Annotated in this window: 20 protein-coding genes; 9 read left to right on the plus strand and 11 right to left on the minus strand. The window is 68.1% G+C overall.

Going from position 1 to position 22,061, the window contains the following annotated elements; translation table 11 throughout:
• Positions 1 to 151: 151 nt before the first annotated feature.
• Both AB0N89_RS01830 and AB0N89_RS01835 read left to right on the plus strand, forming a co-directional pair.
• Complete coding sequence (locus AB0N89_RS01830) at positions 152 to 1,438, plus strand: ArsB/NhaD family transporter (RefSeq protein WP_364199137.1); 1,287 nt, start codon at positions 152 to 154, stop codon at positions 1,436 to 1,438.
• A 72-nt stretch (positions 1,439 to 1,510) separates the two neighbouring features.
• Entirely contained in the window at positions 1,511 to 3,520 is a 2,010-nt protein-coding gene (locus tag AB0N89_RS01835; RefSeq protein ID WP_364199139.1) for an acyltransferase family protein, read from the plus strand.
• Here the strand turns inward: AB0N89_RS01835 and AB0N89_RS01840 are convergent.
• Positions 3,501 to 4,079 carry a TetR/AcrR family transcriptional regulator gene (locus AB0N89_RS01840; RefSeq protein ID WP_364199141.1) on the minus strand — a complete coding sequence of 193 codons (579 nt, stop codon included), beginning with the start codon at positions 4,077 to 4,079 and terminating at the stop codon, positions 3,501 to 3,503. The genes AB0N89_RS01835 and AB0N89_RS01840 overlap by 20 nt on opposite strands.
• Positions 4,080 to 4,166: 87 nt before the next feature.
• On the opposite strand from AB0N89_RS01840, the gene AB0N89_RS01845 reads away from it, so the two are divergent.
• Positions 4,167 to 4,628: a nuclear transport factor 2 family protein gene (locus tag AB0N89_RS01845; protein ID WP_364199143.1), complete on the plus strand. Its 462-nt coding sequence runs from the start codon at positions 4,167 to 4,169 to the stop codon at positions 4,626 to 4,628.
• Position 4,629: 1 nt separating this feature from the next.
• Here the strand turns inward: AB0N89_RS01845 and AB0N89_RS01850 are convergent, their stop codons facing one another.
• Complete coding sequence (locus tag AB0N89_RS01850; protein ID WP_364199145.1) at positions 4,630 to 5,313, minus strand: class I SAM-dependent methyltransferase; 684 nt, start codon at positions 5,311 to 5,313, stop codon at positions 4,630 to 4,632.
• A gap of 37 nt (positions 5,314 to 5,350) precedes the next feature.
• Between AB0N89_RS01850 and AB0N89_RS01855 the strand changes: the two genes are divergently transcribed.
• On the plus strand, positions 5,351 to 6,391 hold the full coding sequence (locus AB0N89_RS01855) for a DUF2891 domain-containing protein (RefSeq protein WP_364199147.1): 1,041 nt from the start codon (positions 5,351 to 5,353) through the stop codon (positions 6,389 to 6,391).
• 10 nt (positions 6,392 to 6,401) lie between these two features.
• Here the strand turns inward: AB0N89_RS01855 and AB0N89_RS01860 are convergent, their stop codons facing one another.
• Both AB0N89_RS01860 and AB0N89_RS01865 read right to left on the minus strand, forming a co-directional pair.
• Positions 6,402 to 7,163 (minus strand): glucose 1-dehydrogenase, encoded by a 762-nt coding sequence (locus AB0N89_RS01860; protein WP_364199149.1) that lies wholly within the window; start codon positions 7,161 to 7,163, stop codon positions 6,402 to 6,404.
• A complete protein-coding gene (locus AB0N89_RS01865; protein WP_364199151.1) occupies positions 7,160 to 7,432 on the minus strand; it encodes an Atu4866 domain-containing protein in 273 nt (90 codons plus the stop codon). Before AB0N89_RS01865 ends, AB0N89_RS01860 begins: the two co-directional genes overlap by 4 nt.
• Before the next feature lie 102 nt (positions 7,433 to 7,534).
• Between AB0N89_RS01865 and AB0N89_RS01870 the strand changes: the two genes are divergently transcribed.
• The 3 genes from AB0N89_RS01870 to AB0N89_RS01880 all read left to right on the plus strand — a co-directional run bounded on the left by AB0N89_RS01870 (position 7,535) and on the right by AB0N89_RS01880 (position 10,919).
• Entirely contained in the window at positions 7,535 to 8,365 is an 831-nt protein-coding gene (locus AB0N89_RS01870) for a helix-turn-helix transcriptional regulator (protein WP_364199153.1), read from the plus strand.
• A gap of 716 nt (positions 8,366 to 9,081) precedes the next feature.
• Positions 9,082 to 9,318, plus strand: coding sequence for a hypothetical protein (locus tag AB0N89_RS01875; RefSeq protein ID WP_364199155.1), 237 nt, complete (start codon positions 9,082 to 9,084; stop codon positions 9,316 to 9,318).
• Positions 9,319 to 9,443: 125 nt separating this feature from the next.
• Positions 9,444 to 10,919 (plus strand): trypsin-like serine protease, encoded by a 1,476-nt coding sequence (locus AB0N89_RS01880; protein ID WP_364199157.1) that lies wholly within the window; start codon positions 9,444 to 9,446, stop codon positions 10,917 to 10,919.
• 63 nt (positions 10,920 to 10,982) lie between these two features.
• Here the strand turns inward: AB0N89_RS01880 and AB0N89_RS01885 are convergent, their stop codons facing one another.
• The 6 genes from AB0N89_RS01885 to AB0N89_RS01910 form a co-directional block, all read right to left on the minus strand.
• Positions 10,983 to 13,013 (minus strand): AbfB domain-containing protein, encoded by a 2,031-nt coding sequence (locus tag AB0N89_RS01885; protein ID WP_364199159.1) that lies wholly within the window; start codon positions 13,011 to 13,013, stop codon positions 10,983 to 10,985.
• Positions 13,014 to 13,039: 26 nt separating this feature from the next.
• Positions 13,040 to 13,828, minus strand: coding sequence for a hypothetical protein (locus AB0N89_RS01890; RefSeq protein ID WP_364199161.1), 789 nt, complete (start codon positions 13,826 to 13,828; stop codon positions 13,040 to 13,042).
• A 1-nt stretch (position 13,829) separates the two neighbouring features.
• A complete protein-coding gene (locus AB0N89_RS01895; RefSeq protein ID WP_364199163.1) occupies positions 13,830 to 15,527 on the minus strand; it encodes a hypothetical protein in 1,698 nt (565 codons plus the stop codon).
• A gap of 216 nt (positions 15,528 to 15,743) precedes the next feature.
• Entirely contained in the window at positions 15,744 to 17,573 is a 1,830-nt protein-coding gene (locus AB0N89_RS01900) for a hypothetical protein (RefSeq protein WP_364199165.1), read from the minus strand.
• Positions 17,574 to 17,635: 62 nt separating this feature from the next.
• On the minus strand, positions 17,636 to 18,556 hold the full coding sequence (locus AB0N89_RS01905; protein WP_364199167.1) for a hypothetical protein: 921 nt from the start codon (positions 18,554 to 18,556) through the stop codon (positions 17,636 to 17,638).
• Between the two features lie 368 nt (positions 18,557 to 18,924).
• Positions 18,925 to 19,422: a hypothetical protein gene (locus tag AB0N89_RS01910; protein ID WP_364199169.1), complete on the minus strand. Its 498-nt coding sequence runs from the start codon at positions 19,420 to 19,422 to the stop codon at positions 18,925 to 18,927.
• A 279-nt stretch (positions 19,423 to 19,701) separates the two neighbouring features.
• Here AB0N89_RS01910 and AB0N89_RS01915 point away from each other — a divergent pair, with 279 nt between their 5' ends.
• A complete protein-coding gene (locus tag AB0N89_RS01915; protein WP_364199171.1) occupies positions 19,702 to 19,953 on the plus strand; it encodes a hypothetical protein in 252 nt (83 codons plus the stop codon).
• 13 nt (positions 19,954 to 19,966) lie between these two features.
• Here the strand turns inward: AB0N89_RS01915 and AB0N89_RS01920 are convergent, their stop codons facing one another.
• Entirely contained in the window at positions 19,967 to 21,418 is a 1,452-nt protein-coding gene (locus AB0N89_RS01920) for an aldehyde dehydrogenase (RefSeq protein WP_364199173.1), read from the minus strand.
• A 78-nt stretch (positions 21,419 to 21,496) separates the two neighbouring features.
• Between AB0N89_RS01920 and AB0N89_RS01925 the strand changes: the two genes are divergently transcribed.
• Positions 21,497 to 22,033, plus strand: a complete 537-nt coding sequence (locus AB0N89_RS01925) for a helix-turn-helix domain-containing protein (RefSeq protein ID WP_364199175.1) — start codon at positions 21,497 to 21,499, stop codon at positions 22,031 to 22,033.
• The last annotated feature ends 28 nt before the right edge of the window (positions 22,034 to 22,061 follow it).

Consider the following 22,061-nt stretch of genomic DNA (forward strand, 5'->3'; position numbering starts at 1 on the left):
GTCCGGCACTTTTCGCGGGCCCCTCCGCCCGCGCACCCCACGTCCGAAAGGTCGGTTCCGTGCGCTCGTTCGCGCCCTCGTCGTCACCTGTCCGCCATCGCGGCGCCTGTCACCTCACGACCGGACAGGCCGGGCCCCCGGGGTGCCGCCGGTGAGCGCCGTCCTCGCCCTCGCGATCTTCCTCGTCGCCTTCTACTTCATCGCCACCGAGAAGGCCGACAAGGTCAAGGTCGTGCTCATCGCCTCGGCGCTGATGGCCGTCCTCCAGCTGATCCCCGGCGCGGAGGTGTTCTTCTCCGAGCACGCGGGGATCGACTGGAACGTCATCTTCCTGCTGTTCGGCATGATGATCATCGTCGGCATCGTCAAGCAGACCGGCATCTTCGACTACCTCGCCATCTGGTCCGCCAAGAAGGCGAAGGGGAAGCCGTACCGGCTGATGGTGATGCTGATGGGCATCACCGCGGTCGCGTCGCCGTTCCTGGACAACGTCACCACGATCATGCTGGTCGCGCCGGTGACGATCGTGCTCTGCAACCGCCTCCGCATCCCCGCGCAGCCCTACCTCATCGCCGAGGTGCTGGCGTCCAACATCGGCGGCGCCGCGACGCTGATCGGCGACCCGCCCAACATCATCATCGGCAGCCGCGCCGGGCTCACCTTCACCGACTTCCTCGTGCACATGACGCCCGTCGTCGTCATCATCTTCGCCGTGTTCGTGCTGCTGACCAGGGTGTTGTTCCGGTCTTCGTTCCAGTACAACCCCGAGCACGTCGCCGCGGTGATGGCGCTGCAGGAACGGCGGGCGATCACCGATCCCGCCATGCTCCGCCGCTGCCTGATCGTGTTCGCGATCGTGGTCGCCGGATTCAGCCTGCACGCCGTCGCGCACCTCGATCCGGCCGTCATCGCCATGGTCGGCGCCGGGCTGATGCTCCTGGTCACCAAGGCCGACGTCGGCGACGTCCTGCGCGAGGTCGAATGGCGCACCCTGGTGTTCTTCATGGGGTTGTTCGTGATGGTCGCCGGGCTCGTGCACACCGGGGTCATCGAGACCATCGGAAGCTGGGTGATCCAGGGCTTCGGCGACAATCACTTCGTCGCGGCCACCGCGCTGCTGTTCGGCTCCGGTGTCCTGGGCGCCTTCTTCGACAACATCCCGTACGTCGCGACGATGAGCCCGATCGTCGAGGGCATGGTCGCCGACATCCCCGACCCGCAGACCGGGCAGGCGCTCTGGTGGTCCTTCGCGCTCGGGGCCGACTTCGGCGGCAACGGCACGGCGGTCGCCGCCAGCGCCAACGTGGTCGCCCTCGGTATCGCCGCCCGTTCCGGTCATCGGATCACGTTCTGGCAGTTCACCAAGTACGGCATCGTCGTGACGGTGCTGAGCACGGTGATGGCGTGGGTTTACGTATGGTTGCGATACTTCACCTGATGGCGGGAACGAAATCACCCAGAGTGACCACCTAGGCTGCCAGGACGTCCGACCATCAGTGAGGAAACGCGTATGGCAACCGCCGAAGCAGCGGAAACGCGCCGCCGCTATCGGCCCGAGTTACAGGGACTGCGTGCGGTCGCGGCATTGCTGGTCGTGGTGTACCACGTTTGGCTGGGCCGGATCTCCGGCGGCGTCGACGTCTTCTTCCTGATCTCCGGGTTCCTGATCACCGGCCAGCTGGTCCGGGCCGCGGGGCGCGGCCGGATCGAATTCCGCCCGCTGTGGGGCCGGATGATCAAACGACTGTTCCCGGCCGCGTTGACCGTCCTGCTCGCGGTGCTCGCCCTGGCGATCTGGCTGCTCCCGCAGGACCGGTGGTTCCAGACCATCAAGGAGGTCTTCGCCTCGGCGCTGTACGTCGAGAACTGGCGGCTCGCCGCCGACTCTGTCGACTACTTCGCCCAGCACAACACCGCCAGCGTCGTCCAGCACTACTGGTCGCTGTCCATCCAGGGGCAGTTCTACATCGTGTGGCCGCTGCTGATCGGGCTCGTGGCGTTCGCCGCCACCCGGCTGCGCCGCTCCCTGAACGGCACGGTCGCGATCACGCTCGGCGTGCTGTTCGCCGTGTCCCTGGCCTACTCCGTGCGCCTGACCGCGACGAACCAGCCGCTGGCCTACTTCCACTCCCTGACCAGGGTCTGGGAGTTCGCCCTCGGCGGGCTGCTCGCCCTCGCCATCGACCGGTTCGTGCTTCCCCGGCTGGTCCGGGTCCTACTGGGCTGGATCGGCGTCGTCGGCCTCGTGACCTGCGGGATGATCCTCGACGTCGGCCAGGTGTTCCCCGGCTGGGCGGCGCTGTGGCCCACCGTGTCCGCCGCGCTGGTGATCATCGCCGGCGCGACCGCCAGCCGGGCGGGAGCGGACCGGTTCCTTTCGTCCCGGCCGCTGGTTTACCTCGGCAACCTCAGCTACTCGCTGTATCTATGGCACTGGCCGGTCCTGCTGTTCTATTTGATCGCCCGCAAGCGTGAGGCCGTCGGTCTGCTCGGCGGCGCGTTCGTGATCGGGCTGTCCCTGGTCCTGGCGGCCGCCACCTACCGGCTCGTCGAGGAGCCGGTGCGGAAGTCCGCCGTCGGCGAGCGGACGCGCTGGGGCTCGTACCGGTTCGCCGTGCTCGCGCTGCTCCCGGTGTTGCTGGTCGCGAGCACGTGGCAGGTGGTGAGCGCCAAGAAGGCCGACTTCTCGATCGCGCTCGACGACGACCATCACCCCGGCGCGATGGCGCGCGACCCGCAGACACCGAAGAAACCCGTGCCCGGCAAGGAAGCCGTGCCGCCGTTGATCGCCGTCCCGAACGACTGGGGCGGCATCGCCGACGCGCAGTGCACCCCTTCGCGGTTCGACCAGATCCTCGAGGTCTGCACCTCGCGTCCGGAGGGGACTCCGGCGAAGAAGATCGTCGCTGTCGGGGACTCGCATATGCAGCAGTACCTCGCCGCGATCAAACCGATGGCGGAGAAGAACGGCTACCAGGTCACCTTCATGCTCAAGGGAGCCTGCCCGTTCTCCACGACGTCGGACGCGATGCCGGGCGACGCGGGCTGTCTCGCGTGGAACTCCGCGGCGCAGAAGGAAATCCTCGCGATGCGCCCCGACGCCGTCCTGGCGTTGTCCACTCGCGACGTCCGGGTCGGGCCGACCGAGAAGACGCCACAGGGTTTCGTCGACCAGTGGAAGGTCCTCGATCGCGCCGGGATCCCGGTCGTGGCGATCCGCGACAGTCCCCGTCCCGGGTTCTCCCCGCCCAGCTGCATCGAAGCCAACGGTCTCAAGGCGCCCGAATGCAGTGTTCCCCGGAAGAAGCTGCTCGCCGACCCACCGTACGAGAAGCTCACGGACATCCCCGCGAACGTCTCCCTGCTCGACTTCAGCGACTACTTCTGCGGCCGGGAGCTCTGCCGTCCCGTCGTGGGGAACGTGCTGGTGTACATGGACGACAATCACGTCACGGCGAGCTTCATGACCACGCTCTCCCCCGTACTGGAAAGAGGGATGATCAGCGCCCTCGGCTGGTGATCCCGAGCAGTGCCGCGACGGCGTCGCGCGCCTGACGGGCCGGAGCCGGATCGCCGCTGATACCCGCCGTCACGATGGCTCCTTCGGCGAGCAGGTAGACCGGTTCGGTCACCGCCACTCCGGTGGCTCGCACCCAAGCGTCGATCTGGTCGTGAAACGCCTGCTTGTGCGCCCGCACCTCGGCCAGGACGGCTTCGGACGAAGGACCGAGCTCGCCGTGGGCGTTGATCCAGGCGCAGCCGCGGAAACCGGGTTCGGCGAACCAGCTGGCGAGCCAGTCGAAGATCGCGAGCACCCGCTCGCGCGGATCCGCGACTTCCTCCACCCGGTCGGCCAGACTGGCTCTCCATCGCCGATCACGACGCCGAAGCATCGCCACGAGGAGGTCTTCCTTGGCCTCGAAGAACCGGTAGATCCGTTTCAATGAGAGACCGGACGCCGCCCGGACCTGATCCATGCCGACCGCCTGGATGCCTTTCTCGTAGAAGAGCTTCTCGGCGGCATCGAGCAGCGACTCGCGATCCACCCGGTTCTGCTCGTCGGTGACGGCGGCCGGCATCGGGACTCCCTTGACGTCGAGAACGTACGTTCCCTACTCTAGCCGTCAGACATAGAGAACGCACGTTCTCAACCCGAGGAGGCCGACGTGCCGGAAGATCGCCCGCCCTACCCGCCGTTCACGCGGGAGACGGCGCTGAAGAAGGTCCAAGCCGCCGAGGACGGCTGGAACACCCGTGACCCTCGCCGGGTCGCTGCGGCCTACACCCCGGATTCGGTGTGGCGGAACCGGGACACGTTCGTCCAGGGACGTGAGCAGATCGTCGCGTTCCTGACCGCGAAGTGGGAACGGGAACAGGACTACGCGCTGCGCAAGAACCTCTGGACGTTCACCGGGAACCGGATCGCCGTCCGGTTCCAGTACGAATGGCACGACGCGGCCGGCCGGTGGTGGCGCAGCTACGGCAACGAACTGTGGGAGTTCGACGAGCACGGACTCATGAGCCGTCGCGAGGCGAGCATCAACGACGTGACGATCCCCGAAAGCGAGCGACGGATCCACGGTCCGCGTCCGGCGGAGGAGCACGGGGTCGATTTCCCGCTGCGGTAGGTCAGTCCACGATCGTGGCGATCTCCCACAGCCCCAAGGACTTGTCCGCGTAGGCGCCGTCCTCTTCGGTGCAGCCCTCGACCAGCACGGCCAGTGGCTCCGGGAACCCGAACGGTTCCCGGCACAGGTTCACCGGCCTCCAATCCCCCGTCACGATGTCGTTGTTGGTGCTCAGCTCGGTGAAAGTCGTGGTCAGCAGGTACCGGGAGCCGCTTCGCCGAAGGTTGCGCAGCGCCCGCTCGATGTCGGCGAAGCTCAAGTGCACCAGGCAATCCCGGCACAACACGAGATCGGCCGCCGGCAGTGGATCGCCGGTCAGGTCGAGGGTCCGGAACTCCCGCACCGGATCGTCCCGGAACCGGGCGGCGTTCGCCTCGACCAGATCGGTGACGATGTCGGCGCCGATGTACCGGTCCAGGTCGAGGTCCACCTCGCTGAGCCAGCCGAAGTCCCCGCACGGCAGATCGAGCAGGGTGCGCACGCCGAAACGTTCGAGGAGTACCGGCAGCCGTTCACTGAGTTCCCGCGTCTGGACGGACTCGGAGCCCGGCCCGGACACCGAGGAGGAGCTCCACAATCGGGATCGGAAGATGTAGGTGAAACGATCTTGGGTCCCCATGCTTTCGAGTTCTTCGGCGACCCGGCGGAAATTGACCTGCGCGGTGGTGATCGGTCGTTCGTCCACCGCTCCATCGTAGATCGATTCGGGCATCCTCGAGTCCATGAACGAATGGGAAAGCGAACGAAGCCGACTACTCGCGACAGGTGCCGGGGATCTGGCCAGGACGGCACTGACCAACGTCGTGCGCGAGTTTCCGCACCACGAGAGCCACTGGCATCACGAAGGCGTGGCCATCCCCGCCCCGAAACAGTCGCATCCGTGCTTTTACGGCAGTTTCGACTGGCATTCCTGCGTAGAGATGTTCTGGGTGCTCGTGCGCCTGCTGCGTCATCACCCCGAACTCGTGCCTGCCGAAGAGATCCGCGGCGTCCTCGACGCACACCTGACCGCCGAGGCACTCGCGGGCGAAGTCGCCTTCTTCACGCCCGACGAGCATCGCAACACCCAGCGCCCCTATGGCTGGTCGGCACTCTTGGAACTCGCTTTCGAAACCGCCACCTGGGACGACCCGGACGCCGCACGCTGGTCGGCGAACCTGCGAGAGCTGAGCGCGTTGTTCGTGACCCGCTACCTCGATTGGCTGCCACGGGCCACTTATCCGATCCGGTACGGCATACACGAAAACGGCGCTTTCGGGTTGTCCCGCGCCCTGCCGTACGCGGGCCACCTGGCCGATCAAGGCGACCCGCGGCTGCGTCTGGTCATCACCGAGACCGCCCGGCGGTGGTTCGGCTCCGACCGCGACTACCCCGGCTCCTGGGAACCGTCCGGAGCCGATTTCCTCTCCCCCGCCCTCGCCGAAGCCGAACTCATGACCCGCCTGCTGTCTCCGGCCGAGTTCGCGGACTGGCTGCAGGGGTTCCTGCCCGGAATCGCCGACCGTGAACCCGCGACGCTGTTCACCCCGGCGATCGTGTCCGACACCTCCGACGGGCAGATCGCCCACCTGCACGGCCTCAACCTGCACCGCGCCTGGTGCTGGCACCGCCTCGCGCAGTCCCTCTCCGCCGACGACGCGCGAATCCCCGACCTGCTCGAAACCGCGCGCACGCACACCCATGCCTCACTCGCGCAGACCACAGGCGGCGCGTACATGGTCGAGCACTTCCTCGCCTACTACGCGCTCCTCCTACTGAGTTGAGCCGAGTTGGTCAGTAGGCGGTGAGGCCGCCGTCGACGACGAGCTCCGTCCCGGTGACGAACGACGATCCGTCGCCCGCCAGGAAGAGCATGGCCGAGGCGACCTCGGCGGGGACGCCCGCGCGACGCATGGGGGTGCGCGCGATGTCGGGTTGCCGGTCGCCCTGTTCGTCGAGCAGATCCTGGATCATCGGGGTGGCGACGACACCAGGATGTACCGAATTGACCCGCACGCCGCGGGTCGCGTACTCGACGGCCGCGGTCTTGGTCAGCAGCCGCACCGCTCCCTTGGACGCCTGGTACGCGGCGGCCGCCCCGCTGCCGACCAGGCCGAGCACCGAGGAGGTGTTGACGATCGAGGCGTTACCGGAGGCGCGCAGCAGGGGCATCGCGGTCTTCATGCCCAGCCAGGTGCCGGTCTGGTTGACCGCGATCACCCGTTCCCAGGCGTCCTGGGTGGTGTCCTCGATGCCGGGCCAGTCCACGATGCCGGCGAGGTTGACCAGGATGTCGAGGCCGCCGAAACGGCGTCGGGTCAGCTCGACGACCTCGCTCCAGTTCTCGGCCGAGGAGACGTCCAACCGGGCCGCCAGCACGTCGGCTCCCTCGGCCGCCAGGCGTGCGGCGAGCTCGTCCACGGTCTCCTGGGCTAGGTCCGTGACGATCAGGCGGGCACCTTCGCGGGCGAACAGTTCCGCGGTCGCCTGTCCGATGCCGCCGGTCGCGCCCGTGATCAACGCGACCTTGCCCGCCAGTTCACGGCGCACGCTCATCGCCGCACCTGCCCTCGGTGGTTTGCGGTGGACTCGCGATACAGGACGAGATGCTCGTGGTAGAGCACGCCGTCGCGAATGTCGCCCGTCGCGGTGAACCCGGTGTCGTCCACGTAGTCGAGATGGCTTCCGGTCACCGTGTAGCGACCGGTGTAGGCGCTGCGGCGTCTGCCGCGCGCTTCGTCGTAGCGCCCGTCCGCGCGCAGTTCCTGCCGGATGTGGCCGTCCGCGGTGACCCACATGCCGACCACGTCGATGTCGCTTGTCATACCGATCAGCGTCGGCGGCGACGGGAACCGATGGCAGGACGCGCGTTGCCTGGGTGTGGCACACCCAGGCAACGCGCCAGGCGGGCGACCTACCCTGGCGTCATGGGCAACGGTGAGCTGGGGGCGTTCCTGCGTTCATGCCGTGCGGCGCGAACCCCCGAAGACGCGGGCGTCGTCTATTCCGGCCGCCGCAAGGTGCCCGGACTGCGCCGCGAAGAAGTGGCCGTACTGGCCGGGGTGAACGCCGACTACTACACGCGCCTGGAACAGGGACGTGAAACCCGCCCGTCGCCACAGGTGCTCGACGCGCTCTGCCGGGCGCTGGATCTCGATCCCGACACTCGTGAGCACCTGTACCGGCTCGCCGGGGCGACACCGGAGGACATTTCCGCGCCGACATCCAGGGCGGTGAGCCCAGAACTGCGTCAGCTCATGGACGGCTATCCGCACACTCCCGCCTTCGTGCTCGATCCCGTCCTGAACGTCCTGGCCACGAACGCCCTCGCGGACGCGCTCTTCTCGCCGTTCCGGGTGGCGGACAACCTCGCCCGGATGACCTTCCTCGACCCGGCGGCCCCGCTGTTCTACGCGCGCTGGGACTGGACGGCGCAGGCGACCGTGGCGAACCTGCGAGTCGCGACGGGCTTCCCCGCGCAACAACCCGGCCTGCGAGCCTTGGTGGCGGAGCTCAGTGAAGGCAGCACGCGGTTCCGTGAACTGTGGGAGACCCATCAGGTACGCGGCAAGACCCGCGAACCCAAACATCTCGTGCATCCCGACGTCGGGCCGCTCACCCTCACCTACCAGGCGTTCGACGTACGCGGTGCTCCCGGCCAGCAGCTGATCATCTACCACGCCGAACCCGCCACCCCGAGCGCCCACGCTCTCGCGTTGCTGAGCAGTCTTCACGCCACGCGCACGGCCGACGCCTGACCTTCGAGGATGTGTCCGGCGTGTGACCACTCGATCAGAGCAGTCACTCGCTGTTGGTGAGCCGGATGACGCAGCTGCCACCGCCCGCCCCGCCGATCGGGTGAACTCACCGTGAGCACGAATGCTCGGAGCCGGCCGAAGTTGACCGTACCCACCGGTTGCGCTCAGTATTTCTCATACTTCGGAACCCTCGCGCACGACTTCGGCAAGATGCTCTTCCACCTGCGCGGATCACTGCGGCGGCGCATCTCGCGGTGACCTGGTCCGACGCGGCCGAGGCAAGTCTTCGGACCGGCGAGCCGGTTTGACGGCACTCGTCCATTCGGCGCCGCCGACTACCTTGAGTAGCTTTCGAAGTCACCCAGACCGTTGAGCGACGCAGGCATACCGTTCAGCGCGACACACGCAGTACTACTGAACGGTCACAGTCTGCTTTCGCCAAGATGTTCTCTGCCGGGTCAAGAACCGGTAACGCACGCGTGGCCCCCTGCGGTAACAGGAGGCCACGCGGATGTCCGTTCGCTCACTCGCCAGAACAAGGAAAGGACGCCGTGACCTTACAGCCTGACAATGCGAAGACACCAGACAGCAGCCCACCCCGACGGGTCAAAGTCGTCATCGAGCACGTCGAGGAGCCACCTCGCCGGGTCGCCACGTCCGCGGAGATGATCCGTGCGGCGCGGCCACTCCTGAGGACTCCGGGACGCCACCGCAAAGTGCAGACCCGCGACAGCTGGCTCTGCCTCGCGATGACGGTTCTCGCCGGCTGGGCCCCGACCTTGCGCATGTGCCTCCTGCTGATGATCGGCGGCGCGATCGTCGTCGGTCTCATCAAGATCAGCACTCCGGAAGTCGGCGCGTCGGCGGGCACGTGTGTCGGCCTGCTGACCCTTTTCGGCGCCTGGATTGTCAAAGCCCGCCAAGGAAAGCAGCGGCGAGAGCCCAGTCTGTAGCGCGTTTTGCCCCGTGCCGTCCGTTTGGTCGGCACGGGGTGCCCGGCAATGCCGGAAACCCTCCACGGCCTGTCGGCGTCCTCCGGTTAAATGATCGCGAAGTCCCCGACATGTGAGGAGATCTCGTGCGGAGAGCTAGAAGACTGGGGGCCCTTGCCGTTTCGGTGCTGGCAGCGACCACGGCACTGGGCGGCTCGGCGTCGGCCGGCACCGTACAGGCGTTCCACACCTCGCTCGACCCCGCTTCCGTGCGGGAGTCGGTGCGATACCTGGTCGAAAACTACCGGGTGGACGAGCAGGAAGCGTTGCGTCGTCTGGAATTGCAGACGGACGGCGGCAAACTGGACGAGCTGCTGCAGCGCGATCGCGGCGCCGAATACGGCGGAATGTGGCTCGACCAGGAAAAGGGCCAGCTGGTCGTGGCCATGACCGAACCCGCGGCGGCGGAGCCCTACCTCAAGGCGATGCCGGACCGTGCCGAGGTTCGCACGCAACAGGTCCAGCATTCGCTGCGGCAGCTCACGGCGGCGAAGAACCGTGTCGCGGCCAAGGTCGGCGCGGGACCGGAAGCGGTCTACCTGCCGTCGGTGAGCGAGTCCGAGAACCGCGTCGTGCTGTGGGAACGCGACTGGGTGGCACAGGAGAAGGCGGCCGTCCGCGCCGCGGGCGACGTCGTGACCGCCGAAGTGAACACCGCGCGCCAGGCCGCGGCGGCGGAATCCGGCCTGGTCGTCTCCCGTGTGCTGAAGAACCCGAACGCGCTGTCCACACCGAACGTGGACCTGGGTTTCTGTCATCCGCTCTATTGCACGAACTACGGCCCGATGCGCGGCGGCCTCCGGCTGGACATGAAGCGCGACGACGGCACCTGGGGCGGCTGCACCAGCGCCTTCAACCTGCGGTCCACCGGCGGCGGTTTCCCCGGCAAGGGCTGGGTCCTGACCGCGGGCCACTGCATGCGGACGAAGACCAACAACACGCCGACCCAGCACAACGGCAACGACGTCCTGCAGCAGCACGGCATCGAGAAGAGTTCCTACCCGTACGACTACGCGGCGCTGCCGTACGTCAACGACGCGGCGTCGACGAAGTGGCTCGAAGGCCAGACCGGCCGCAACCGGGTGCTCAAGTACTGCCGCAACGGCGGCATGGACAGCAACTCCGACACCCCGTGCGGCCAGCAGGCCACCTCGGTCGACGAGTACATCACCGGCGCCCGCAAGCTCGCCGACATCAAGGCGGGCTACGTCGTCTGTGCTTCCGGGACGGCGTCGAGCGCGGTGAACTACCCGGACTCCGTCGACAGTGGCGCGGGCGCCGGCTATCTCGTCGGTACCCGCTGCGGCCGGGTCCTGTCCACGGACGTCGGCATCAACACCGACCTGTGCGCCCGCCCGGGCGACAGCGGCGGCCCGTTGTTCAGCCAGGCCGACCACGCGGCGCTGGGCATCCTGATTGGCAACCAGCAGTCCCGCTCGGGCCCCTGCCAGGCCGGTGAGCTGAACAACTACGCGCCGATCGAGACGATCACCACCGATCTCAGCGAGCGGATCGCCGGCCAGGGATCCAAATTCGCCGTGATCACGACTCCGAACGGCTGATCCCTTAGTACGTGAAGGCCCCCTTCACCGCGCTCGACGCGATGAAGGGGGCCTTCACGTGATTTACGGCCGATAAGCCGTGGTCTTGCCGGTCGCCGGATCGTATTCGATACGTCCGCCCTGGAACAGCTGCCGCTGAATCGCACCCACGGTTTCCACGCCGCTGGTCGGGTACTTCAGATAGGACCGCTCCCAGTCCAGGGACGCCCACTTGGCTTTGATCGGCCCGTAGGTTTCATGCGCGCCGGTGTTCGGTGTCCAGTAGATCGACCCGCCGTCGACGAAGTGGTTGTACCGGCCCACCTTGTCGGGAGTGCCGGTCTCGTCGGTCGTCGGCGGCCCGAAGTTCGCCGCCCGGTGCGCGCCGATCCGGCGGTACTCGGCGAGGATCAAACCTTCCAGCTGTTTGACGCCGGTCCGCGCGCTCCAGTAGAGCCTGCCCTTCGCGTAGTCGCGGAACCGCACCGCGCCGTCGACCTCTTCCGCGGCGACGGGGTTGCCGAGCCGCGCGTGAATCGCATCGTCATTGAGGTACCGACGAGTGATTTCGGTCGTTTCCGGCGGTTTCGGGGCGTCGATCGTCCACGTCGCCTCCACCGCGAAGTAGTCGGGATGGTCCCTGTTCTGGCAGATCTCGCCAGGCAGCTGCCCAGGCTGCGGCGGTCCGGTCGGCACGCAGTAGGGGCCGTTCTTCCCGGCCACCAGACCACCCTTGTGCCGGAGGAAGGCACCCGGCCTGCCCACGGATTCGAGTGACACACCGGCGCCGATGAGCGCCCCTGGACGTGCGCACCAGGTGGCGTTGCGACGGAACCCGTCGGTGTCGTCACTGGGCCTGACGTACACCTCTCCTTCGGACTGCATCACGTAGAAGTCGGGGCGGGTGGGCGACTCGAGTGACACGCAGTTCGGGTCGGCCAGCCCGGGCATGATCTTCCAGGCGAAAGTGGGCTGCGTGGTGGCGGGGACGACCGCGCCGTTCGGCTCGCTGATGTACGAACCCCGGTTACCTGCCTTGACCGCGCCCAGCGACTGGCCGAGCGCCTGGTGCTGGCCGACCGCGAGGAACCGTTCGACGTCGTCCGGCGTCCCTGCCAGCGCGACCCTTGCCGCCTCCGCGAGCGCGGGCCGGACCATGCTGTTGGTCGCCTTGGCGCCGATCTGCTGGGCCCGGCGGCGGTTGTCCTCGTCGCGTTTGGCGAGCGTGTTCTGCCGGTCCTTGCCGTACGCGGCGTGGACGCCGGACTGGATGAATTCCTTCCAGACTGCCGGATCCTTGCTCCGCACGGCGTTCGTGGCGGCCAAGTAGACCTCGCTGCCCTGAGTACTGCGCTCCCAGATCTCCCAGATGAACCCGTCGTCCGGCAGCACCAGCAGTGACGCGTTCGGCACCAGTCCGACCCTGGCCGCGGCCGCGGACTTGGTGGCGTTCCACGCCTCGACCGCCTTTTCCGCTTCCGACTTCTCCTGGTCGGCGTCTCGTTTATCCTGTTGGTCCTGGGCGTGCATCTCGAAGATGCCCACGCGCAGGAACTCCTTCTGCGCTTCTTCGGTTCCTTCGAACGCCGCCCAGGCGGCCTGCTTCACCTTCGGCCCCGGAGCTCGCTCGCAGAGCCAGTACACGAAGTCCCGGTAGCTGCGCAGCAACACGTCGTACTCCACGACCGTGAGGTAGATGGCCGCCGCCCCGTTGCGTTTGAGCTCAAGGGCCAGCCGGGCCGTTTCGACGTCCCGTTGCTCGTTGGCCCGATCGCGGGCCCGAGCCTCCTTTGCCCCGGTCTTGATCCACTGTGTGCACGCGTCATCATTCGACGGCACCATGGCGAGTTCGGCCGACGCCCGGACCTCGGCACCGGTGGCGATCTTCCAGACCTCGAAGACGAAGTTGCGGTCGGTGAGTCTCAGCAGCGCCGGCGTCGGTTCGATCCCCAGTTCGGTGAGCGCCTTCGCTTTTTCTTGCTGAGACGCGGCAGGCACGGCCTGTATCTGCTGGCCTGCCACGGGTACCGCGGTGGCCGTCGACGGCTGTGTCATCCCGACGACCAGCGCGATGGCGACGGGCAGCACGGCTCTGCCCAGTGTTCCTCTCCTCAAAGCCCCTCCAGTTTCGTTCGACACTCTCATCGCGCCAAAGCGCGAAGCCTTCTCGCGAGAAACCCGGTGATCTCCGCGGTGAACTCCCGCGAGTTCCGATAGGTCACACCGGTCTTCCCGAACGGGACGAGTCCGTCCAGCAGCACGCCGTTGTCGAGCTCGGTGGCCACGTCCCGCCCGTATCGGGCCCTCATCGTTTCGATGAACTCTTGCGAAGAACCGATGGCCTCGGCGGAGAGAAAGACCGCGCCCTCCACCGGAATGCCGTCGAGGATCTGCGCCGGGGTCGGCAACGTGGCTTCGTTCACCAGCTGCCCGTAGAGCGCGTCGGTGGCCACGCACATCCGCCTGAACAGCTCGCTCGCCCAGCTGTAGCGCGCTTCCGCCCGGCGCCGGTCCTTGCCGGACCAGTGTTCGGCCGGAATCCCGAGTTCCTCGTCGGCCAGGTGCGCCTCCACCGCCTGCCGTTCCCTGAGCGTGCGGTCGAAGACCATCACTCGCTCAACCACGATCGGCCCGAACCGTTTCGTGCGGACGTAAGCGCGGACCGGCAATCGGTCGTCCCCTACCGTGAGCCCGGCGGGAACACTGTTTTCGCCGAAATCGACTTCGGTGAGGACCTCCTGGACATCCACCGTCTCGTCGTCCAGCACTCGGCGCGGAGCGGTCTCCAGATACCGGGAGTCGGATTCGACACTCCCTCTGACGAGCTCCAGCGCCGTCGCGAAGACGGATTCGGTGCTCTTCCGTCTCGAGTAGACCGCCAGCGAAAGATGCGACCCGGCGGGGGTCAGCTCCCGGCGGAACGTGGTCATCTCACTCCTTCAGAAGCTTGAGCATCGCTGACAGCTGGCCTGGATTCGGCCGGATGGCCGTGGCGAGCAGATTCGTGTCCTGAAAGATCTGTACCACGAACCAGTCGTTGCCGAACCGGTTGATCATCGCCCATGTTGGCGTGCCGGCGGAGCTCCAGGGCACGATCTTCTTGCTCTTGATTCCCCGCTCGATCAGGGCGGTCCACTCGACGAAATCCGCCTGGGTCGTCGGACGGCCGAACCATTCCGCGGCGTGTTTGAACGAGTGCTGAAGCCTTTCGTGGGTGATCTTCGGTTTCTTGATCAGGCAGACCTTCGCCTGAATCCGGGACTCGGCCGTCGAAGGGGACGCCGCCGTCCTCGATGGCGTGACCTCGTCGGCGATCTGGACGACGCAATCCAGCCGGAACTTGGAGAAGACCGAGCGGACGCGGCCCAGCACCTTGCGGCCGAGATCGGACGCCTCGATGTACTTGGCCACCCCGGCCACCACGCGGACGATCGCCTTCCCGATGACCGGCAGCTTCCCGAGAATGACGAGGAAGTTCCCGATGTTGATGATCGTCCAGATGCAGCTTTCGATGTTTCCTTCACCGAAACACTTCTTCGCGTCGTCGATGCCGAGTAGACCGTTCAGGGCCTCGGCGCCGACCTCCAGCAGGAACTCGGGAATCGTCTTGTTCACCGCGGGCAACGCGTCCCGGTAGGCCTGGATGTCCCCGCCAACGTCCGACGCCAGCAGCATCTCCTCTTCGTCGGCTGTCAAATCCGGCTCACCGGGTTCGAGTTGGCCGGACACCTGACGACGACGTTCGGCTTCGTCCCGGCGAGCCTGCTCTTCCGCACGGTCCGCTGCCTTCTGCGCGTCAGTGGCCGAATCCTGGGCGTTGCGAGCCGCATCGGACGCGCGATCCGCGGCGGCTTGTGCGTCGTCCGCGGCTTTCCGGGCGGCCTCGGCGTCGGCTTCGGCCTTCGACGCGGCGTCGCGCGCAGCGGCCGCGTCCTTCTCGGCCCGGGTCGCGGCGTCCCTGGCCGCGGCGGCGTCCGCCTCGGCCGCTGAAGCCGCCTTACCCGCGATGGCGGCGTCGTTGCCGGCGGTGTTAGCGGACTGACGCGCCGCCACCGCGTCCGCTTTCGCCTGCGCGTCGGCCTGCCGTGCGCGGTCGCCCGCGGCCCTGGCCGCAGCGCCGTCGGCCGCGGCATCGGCCGCGGCCTTCTGCGCGTCCGCCGCCGACCTGGCCGCGGCACCTGCCGAGGCCGCGGCTTGGGCCGCGGCCTCGTACGCGGGTTTCACCTCGGCGGCGGCACGGTCGGCCGCCTCCCGCGCCAGCCTTGCCGCTTCCTGGGCGGCCAGCGCCCGCTGCTCGGCCGCATTCGCCTGCTCGGCGCCGACCTTACGAGCCTCTTCCGCCACCCACTGCACGAAGTCGGCGCCGAGATCGGTACCACTGAACGGCACGGCGATCGTGACCGCGGTGTTCGCCCGCTCGATCACGCCCTGCGCCGAAGCGCGCGCACCCTGCGCGGCCTGGACCGCGATGCCGGCCTGCGTCGCGGCGGACACCGACTCCGCCGCTGCCGCGTCCGCCTCGGCCTTCGTGCGTTCGGCCGCGCGCAAGGACAGGAATGCCTGCTCCGCGGCTTGTTCGGCCAGCTGGGTCGCGGCTCGTGCGGCTTCGGCGGCCTTCACCTCGAACACGGTCGCTTCGGCGGCTTTGACGTTCGCCTGCTCGGCCAGGAAATGGGTCGCCGCGGCCGCCGACTCGGCTTCCCGCGCCCACCTGTCGGCCTCCTTGGCGTGATAGGCGGCCTGGTCGGCAGCGGCCCGGGCGCGAGCCGCGGCTCTGGTCGCCTCGGTCGCGTGAGTCCGTGCGCTGACGGCCGCGCCGGTGGCGGCGTCCGCCGCGGCTCTCGCCTATCGCGCGGCCTGCTCTGCCTGTCCCGCCTCGGTCCTGGCCTGGGCAGCGGCGTTCTTCGCCTCCTGTTCGTACCCGGTACCGGCGGCTGCCGCCGCTCCCGCCGCCAACGCCTGCGCCCTCGCTTCGGCTGCTTGTCTCGCCTGCTCGGCTGCGAAGGCTCGCCCGCGTGCGTCCGCGGCTTTGCGCTCTTCGTCGACCGCGGCGTCCGAGGTCCGCTGCGCCACTCGGTCCTGCTCGTCGGCACGCCCGCGCGCGTCATGGGCGAGGCCGGCCTGACGTTCGGCTTCGCCTCGTTTGGTCCGTGCCGTCGTCGCGTCCCGTTCGGCGGCGGCACGCTCGTTCGCCGCGTTCGTTCGTTCCTGCTCGGCGATCCGGCGTTGATCCGCTGCCTTGCGCTGTTCGTCATCGGCCCGCATCCGGGCTTCGTGTGCCTTCGCGGCCTCTCGCCACGCGGCCTGTTCGGCCTGCTCCGCTTCGACCCGGGCCTGCTTGGTCCGGGCCGCCGCGTCCTGCGCCGCGACCGCCTGTACACGCGCGGCCTCGGCGATCCTGGCCGCCGACCGGGCGTGTTCCTCGGCGTGGGTTCGCCATTTCGCGGCTTCTTCGGCGTGCCGTTCGGCCTTTTCCTGCGCGTTCCGCGCGGCGTCGACCGCGGCCGTGGCGTCGATCGCCTGTCGCGCGGTCTGAGCGGCGCCGGCGGCGGCTTCCGAAGCCGCGGCCATTCCCCTGGCCATCTCGGCCCACTTCGCGCCGTAGGGGAGGTTCACCTCGACGAGGACGCTCGCCTCGACCGTCGCGGTCGCCGAAGCCTGCCGTGCGTCGTTCACCGCGCGCTGCGCCGAGTCCAGCTGACGGGCCGCTTCCCGTTTCACCTCGTCGAACGCCGACGGCGGATGGATTCCGCCCGCTTCGTTGGCCGCCAGGATCTGCGCGGCGCGCCGAGCCTCGTTGGCGGCCGCGATCATCGCGTTGGCCGCCCATTCCAGGGCCCGTACCCCGTTGCCGTGCGCGACGAGCAGGTTCTTGCGGGCGGTCGAGGCGCGCGCGGCCCGCTTGGCCAGCTCGGTGAGCTGCTCGGCGGCTTTGGCGCGTTCCTCCTGCTCACGGAGGTATGCCTCACGCGCGTCGGCGTCCTTTTTGGATGCCGCCAGGTACCCGCCGTTGAGGAAGGCGGCGATCGCCGTGTCCCCCTGGGACAAAGCGAGCTGGGCCGCCGTCCGTACTTCGGGCCCACCGACGCCGGCCAGCATCTCGGTCCGGGAGCGCAACAGCGCGGCCCTCTCCCGCGCGTCCGCCACCACCTGTTCGTCTCGGGATCGTTCGATCTCCGCGCCATAGGCGAGGAAGTTCGAGCGATCGGCGTCCGAACCGGCGAGTACCCGGCTGACCCCCGCTTCGAGGTACGGGCCACCGGTTCCCGCCATCGCCTCGACCGCGGTGCGATCCTGTCTGGCGGCCTCCTGCTTGCGTGCCGTCGCCCTGGCCACGGCGGCGTCGTGACCGGTCGACAGGAACTCGAAGATCCCGGCTTCGCCCTGGGCGAGTGCGGCGGTCGCCGCTTCCCTGACCTCGACGTCCTCGTGCAGTTCGGCATTGTCCGCGACGAGCTGCCTCAGTCTGGGGTCGCCGAGGTTCACCTGGCCGGACGTGCCGTCCCAGTCCTTCCACCACGACTCGGGCATCGGCCGCGGCTCGTCCGACCGCACGGTCACGGCAGACGCCGTCGACCAGGTGGATCGTGGAGCGCTCGCGGCGGGCTGCACCAGCCCGGCGAACACGGCCAAGGACAGCAGGACGAGGACCGATCTTCGGCTCGACCGCCTCAACGCACGCATCATCAACCCCCAGTCAGAAAAGAAGGAAAGAAAGGAATTCCGGCTCTGCGGATTCAGGAAGCGCGTGCCATCCGGGTTTCCCCGGCCTGCGCTTCGGCCAAGAGATCCCGCCAGTACTGAGCACGCTCGCCCGCCCAGTCGTGCTCCGCGGACCATTGCTGCTCATTGCCCACCGCGGGACCGCCGATGGCCTGCCAGTTCGGCCCGGTCGCGGCCTGAGCTGCGGCCGCCACGGCACGCCAGTTCTCGGCCTGCCGCGCGGACAGTTCGGCCGCTTCAGCCCAGGCTGAGCGCGCCGGCCCAGTCTGCTCGGCCGCCGCGCGCCACGCTTGTGCGGCCTGCGCGCGAAGGTGTTCCGCGGCCTCTTCCGAGGCCTCCGACGCTGCTTTCTCGGCTGCCAAGGCCTCTTTCGCCAACCGTGTGGCGGTCATTCTCCAAGTGATGTCGTTGTCCGCCGCGCGGGCGCGGTGGACGTCCAGATCGAGGCGTCCCCCGCCTGCCCAGCCGTAGGCGAAGAACTCGACCAGGCCGCCGTCACCGGCTCCCGGGCGCAGCGCGAAAGACGCGGCAGCGCGGACCTGCTCACCGGGATCGGTCTGTCCGACGTTGCGGACGAACGCGCGATCAGCCTCGATGATCGCGCGTTTCGCCTCTCCCGATTTCTCCCGCGCGAGCCGATCCCGGTCCTGCGCGGCCGCATATCCGACGCGTACGAACGCCTCGCGTTCGCTCGGGGAGCCGTTGACGACCCGTTGCGCGGCCGCATGGACCTCGGGTGCGAATTCGGGCAAATACGTTTCGAGTACCCGTCGCACGAAATCGAGGTTCGTCGCGTCGCTTTCCCGGGCCAGCTCCACGGCGAACGCGTAATCCGTCGCCAGGAACCGGGCGATCGCATCGTCCTGCGCGTCGTCGATGTACGCGGTGGTAGCGGCGGCCCGGACGGTCGCTCTCGGGTCGTAGAGCATCAACATGAGAACCAGATTTCGGTCCGATTCGGTGACCGCTGTCCGGTCCACGGTCCGCGCTTGCGCACCCGGCCCCTGAGAGACCAGCAGCAAGGCGGCAAGGAATATCGACAAGAAGGCTCGCTTGAGCACCGGCCAATCCCCCCAGATCAGTGAGCAATCCCCAGATCGCAGAGATAATCAGAGATCAAGTTGCCACACAAGAATGCAAATGGAGGAACAGTTTCCACGGCTCGCCGCACACAAAACCATGGTCGCGAGCGCCCTTTGCAGCGGAATCGGGCCCACGCGGATCCGCCAGAGCACGAATTCTCGGGGTTCCCGCTGGCCGGGACGTCCTCGAGAGGCTGTGGCCCCTCGAGGACGTCGATCGATCACCTGGTCAGCAAGGGACCTTCGTAGCGCAACGTGTCGCCCTCGCCGTACACCCGGACCGTCACTTCCGGCGGCTCCCAGGGGGCGAACACCTCGTCGACCGTCCGAGGCTCCGGCCCCAGGTCCACGTCCACGGCGAAGGTGTGGGCCACGATGTCGGCCCGGATCACGGCGCCTTCCGCGTCGGTCACCTCCAGCCGGGTCACCCCGGGGGCGATCGCTCCCAGCGCGCCCGGTCGCTCGCTCCACACCGCGAACCCGCGTTCGGTGGTGTCTCTCCCGTAGCCGGTGCTCATGATGTGGAAGAGCGTGCGTTCCCCCTCCCGGAAGACGCACTCCGCCTCGACGCCCGAATCTTTGTAGGCCAGCAATCGGCCGTCCGCGCTGCCCGCCCGGAGTCTGGCTCCGGCGTGCCACCCGGCGTGCGACACCGCTTCCGGCGAGCCCGCCGTCTCCGCTGCCCGATAGAGCTCGGCGAAGGCCGTCAACTCCGCCACCCACTGCTCGACTTCTTCATCCCTTGGTGGGGCCACTACGCGTGCGCCCTCCTCTCCGACTGTCCACAATGGTCAGTTTCGAGGCTGGCAGAAACGGAAGTCGATCGCATCAGGGTTTCCCCGGAGATCACTCCGGCCGCTGCACGGTTCCGTGCAACCGAGGTCCGATTAGGCCGAGTAGAGCAATCTCGCGGTTTTCCCGTCATGGGGTTTTCGCCCGCACGTCGCGATTTCACCGGGACGGGCCCGGCGGAACTTCGACGCAGAGGGGTACGGCTGATGACCGCGCAGCGCACGATCACGGAGGAGATCGGCGAAATCGGTGTCTGGCTGACGGGCGAGTTCGGAGGCCGGGTGCCCGCGGCCGTGATCAGCCGGGTCCTCAACGCGAGCCGACGCGACCTTGAAGGCCGGATCGACCCCGAGGCGCTGGGCGAGATGTTCCACGCCCTCTGCCGGTTCCGGCTTCAGCGGATCGTCGCCGAGGACCAGCGGATCACGATCAGCATCCCCGGCGCCCGCCAGTCGTGACGACTCGAGACCGTTACCGGGCCGGCACGGTGACGGTCTTCAGCTCCACGTACTGAGCTAGGCCCGCCGCGCCGTACTCGCGGCCGATGCCGCTGGCCTTGAAACCGCCGAAGGGACCGTCGAAGCCGATCGGCGCCCCGTTGACGGTGACGGTCCCGGTGCGCATCCGCCGAGCGACGGCGAGCGCGTGCTCTTCGTCGGCGGACCAGACGCCGCCGGACAGCCCGTACTCCGAATCGTTGGCGATGCGGACCGCGTCGTCCTCGTCGTCGTACGGTATGACGACCAGTACCGGACCGAAGATCTCCTCCTGGGCGATGCGCATCGTGCTGTCGACGTCGGCGAACAACGTCGGCGTGACGTAGTTGCCCTTGTCCAGTCCGGCCGGGATTCCGGAACCTCCGGTGACCAGCCGCGCGCCTTCGGCGATGCCGAGTTCGATGTAGTCGCGCACCCGCTGCTGCTGGCCGGGCCGCACCATCGGGCCGATGAAGGTCTTCGCGTCGGCCGGATCTCCGACGTGCAGGGACTCCATCATCTCCTTGAGCCCGGCGACGACCTCGTCGTATCGGCTCCTCGGCGCGAGGATCCGCGTCTGCGCGATGCACGCCTCGCCGTTGTTGAGCAGGGATCCGAACTTCAGTCCGGCGAGGACGTCGCCCAGGACGGCGTCGGGCAGGATCACGGCCGCGGATTTGCCGCCGAGTTCCAGGCTGACCCGCTTCAACCGCTCCCCCGCCAGCGACGCGATCCGGCGGCCGGCGGCGGTGGAACCGGTGAACGCGATCTTGTCGACGCCGGGGTGCTTCACCAGGTACTCGCTGGTCTCCCGGTGCGCGGGCAGCACGCTGATCACCCCGGACGGCAGCCCGGCCTCCGCCAGCATGTCCGCGAGCAGACTCATGCTGAGCGAGTTCTCCGGCGAGACCTTGAGGACGACCGTGTTCCCCGCGAGCAGTGCCGGGACGATCTTGGCCATCGACGCCGAGAACGGCGAGTTCCACGGGATGATCGCGGCGACCACACCGATCGGTTCGCGGCGCACGATCGACCGGAACGGCGCGTTCGGATCCGACGGCGTGAGCGTCTCCTCCCAGCCGAACTCCTCGGCCGCCTTCAGGTAAGAGACGGCCTGGCGCCCCACTCCGGGCTGTCCGGCCTTGGTGAACCAGAGGGCCGAGCCGTTCTCGGCCGAGATCACCTCGGCGACCTCGTTCGCGCGGACCTCCCTCAGCGCGTTCAGCCGCCGGAGCACGGCGATCCGCTCTTCGGGCGAGGCCTGCGGCCACGGGCCTTCGTCGAAGGCAGTCCTGGCAGCGGCGACGGCCCGGTCGATGTCGGCGGGCTGAGCCTGGACGACACGACCCAGCACCGCCTGGTCGTGCGGGGACACGATGTCCAGTGGTGCCGGATCGCTCGGCGCCGCCCACTCGCCGCCGATGAAGAGCCTGTCTTTCGTGATCATCGTTCCGCCTCTATAACTGTCACAACAACGTAGCACTTATAGCGATTAACGACACAGCGACGTGATACATTCCCGGCCATGAGAGCTGATGCGGCACGCAATCTCGAAGCCGTCCTGACCACGGGCGCGCGGATGCTCGCGGGCGACCCGTCGGCGAGCATCGGTGCGATCGCCGCCGAAGCAGGTGTCGACAGGCGCACGGTCTACCGGCGCTTCGCCTCTCGTGAGGATCTGTTGGCGGCCATCTACGACTCCCGGCTGACCGCGGTGGAGGAGGTCGTCCGCGCCGCCCGGTTCACCGAGACCGCGGTTCCCGTGGCCCTGCACCGCTATGCCGAAGGCATCGTCGAGGTCAACCGCGCCTGGCCGGTCGAGCTCACCCGGATGCGTGCCGAACCGTCCATCCAGGACCGTCGGAGCCGGCTCGCCGCCGAGGTGGACACGTTCCTCCAGCGGGCCACGGAAGAGGGATTCCTCCGCTCGGACATTCCCGAAGGCTGGGCGAGCCGTCTGCTGATCCAGCTTCTCCATCTGGCTTCGCGCGAAGACATGGACGCCCCGCGTGCCGCCGACCTGCTCGTCGGCACTTTCCTGGGCGGCGTCGGCGCCCACTAAGAAGTTCGTCACCCTGCGCCCCTCGTGG

The organism is Amycolatopsis sp. NPDC089917 (assembly GCF_040684635.1).
Taxonomy (GTDB): Bacteria; Actinomycetota; Actinomycetes; order Mycobacteriales; family Pseudonocardiaceae; genus Amycolatopsis.

Excerpts from the sequence above, each read along its gene's own strand:
- AB0N89_RS01855 (WP_364199147.1), top strand. The coding sequence starts at position 5,351 with ATGAACGAATGGGAAAGCGAACGAAGCCGACTACTCGCGACAGGTGCC.
- AB0N89_RS01835 (WP_364199139.1), top strand. The coding sequence starts at position 1,511 with ATGGCAACCGCCGAAGCAGCGGAAACGCGCCGCCGCTATCGGCCCGAG.
- AB0N89_RS01840 (WP_364199141.1), bottom strand. The coding sequence starts at position 4,079 with ATGCCGGCCGCCGTCACCGACGAGCAGAACCGGGTGGATCGCGAGTCG.
- AB0N89_RS01915 (WP_364199171.1), top strand. The coding sequence starts at position 19,702 with ATGACCGCGCAGCGCACGATCACGGAGGAGATCGGCGAAATCGGTGTC.
- AB0N89_RS01860 (WP_364199149.1), bottom strand. The coding sequence starts at position 7,163 with ATGAGCGTGCGCCGTGAACTGGCGGGCAAGGTCGCGTTGATCACGGGC.
- AB0N89_RS01890 (WP_364199161.1), bottom strand. The coding sequence starts at position 13,828 with ATGACCACGTTCCGCCGGGAGCTGACCCCCGCCGGGTCGCATCTTTCG.
- AB0N89_RS01865 (WP_364199151.1), bottom strand. The coding sequence starts at position 7,432 with ATGACAAGCGACATCGACGTGGTCGGCATGTGGGTCACCGCGGACGGC.
- AB0N89_RS01905 (WP_364199167.1), bottom strand. The coding sequence starts at position 18,556 with ATGTTGATGCTCTACGACCCGAGAGCGACCGTCCGGGCCGCCGCTACC.
- AB0N89_RS01925 (WP_364199175.1), top strand. The coding sequence starts at position 21,497 with ATGAGAGCTGATGCGGCACGCAATCTCGAAGCCGTCCTGACCACGGGC.
- AB0N89_RS01920 (WP_364199173.1), bottom strand. The coding sequence starts at position 21,418 with ATGATCACGAAAGACAGGCTCTTCATCGGCGGCGAGTGGGCGGCGCCG.
- AB0N89_RS01870 (WP_364199153.1), top strand. The coding sequence starts at position 7,535 with ATGGGCAACGGTGAGCTGGGGGCGTTCCTGCGTTCATGCCGTGCGGCG.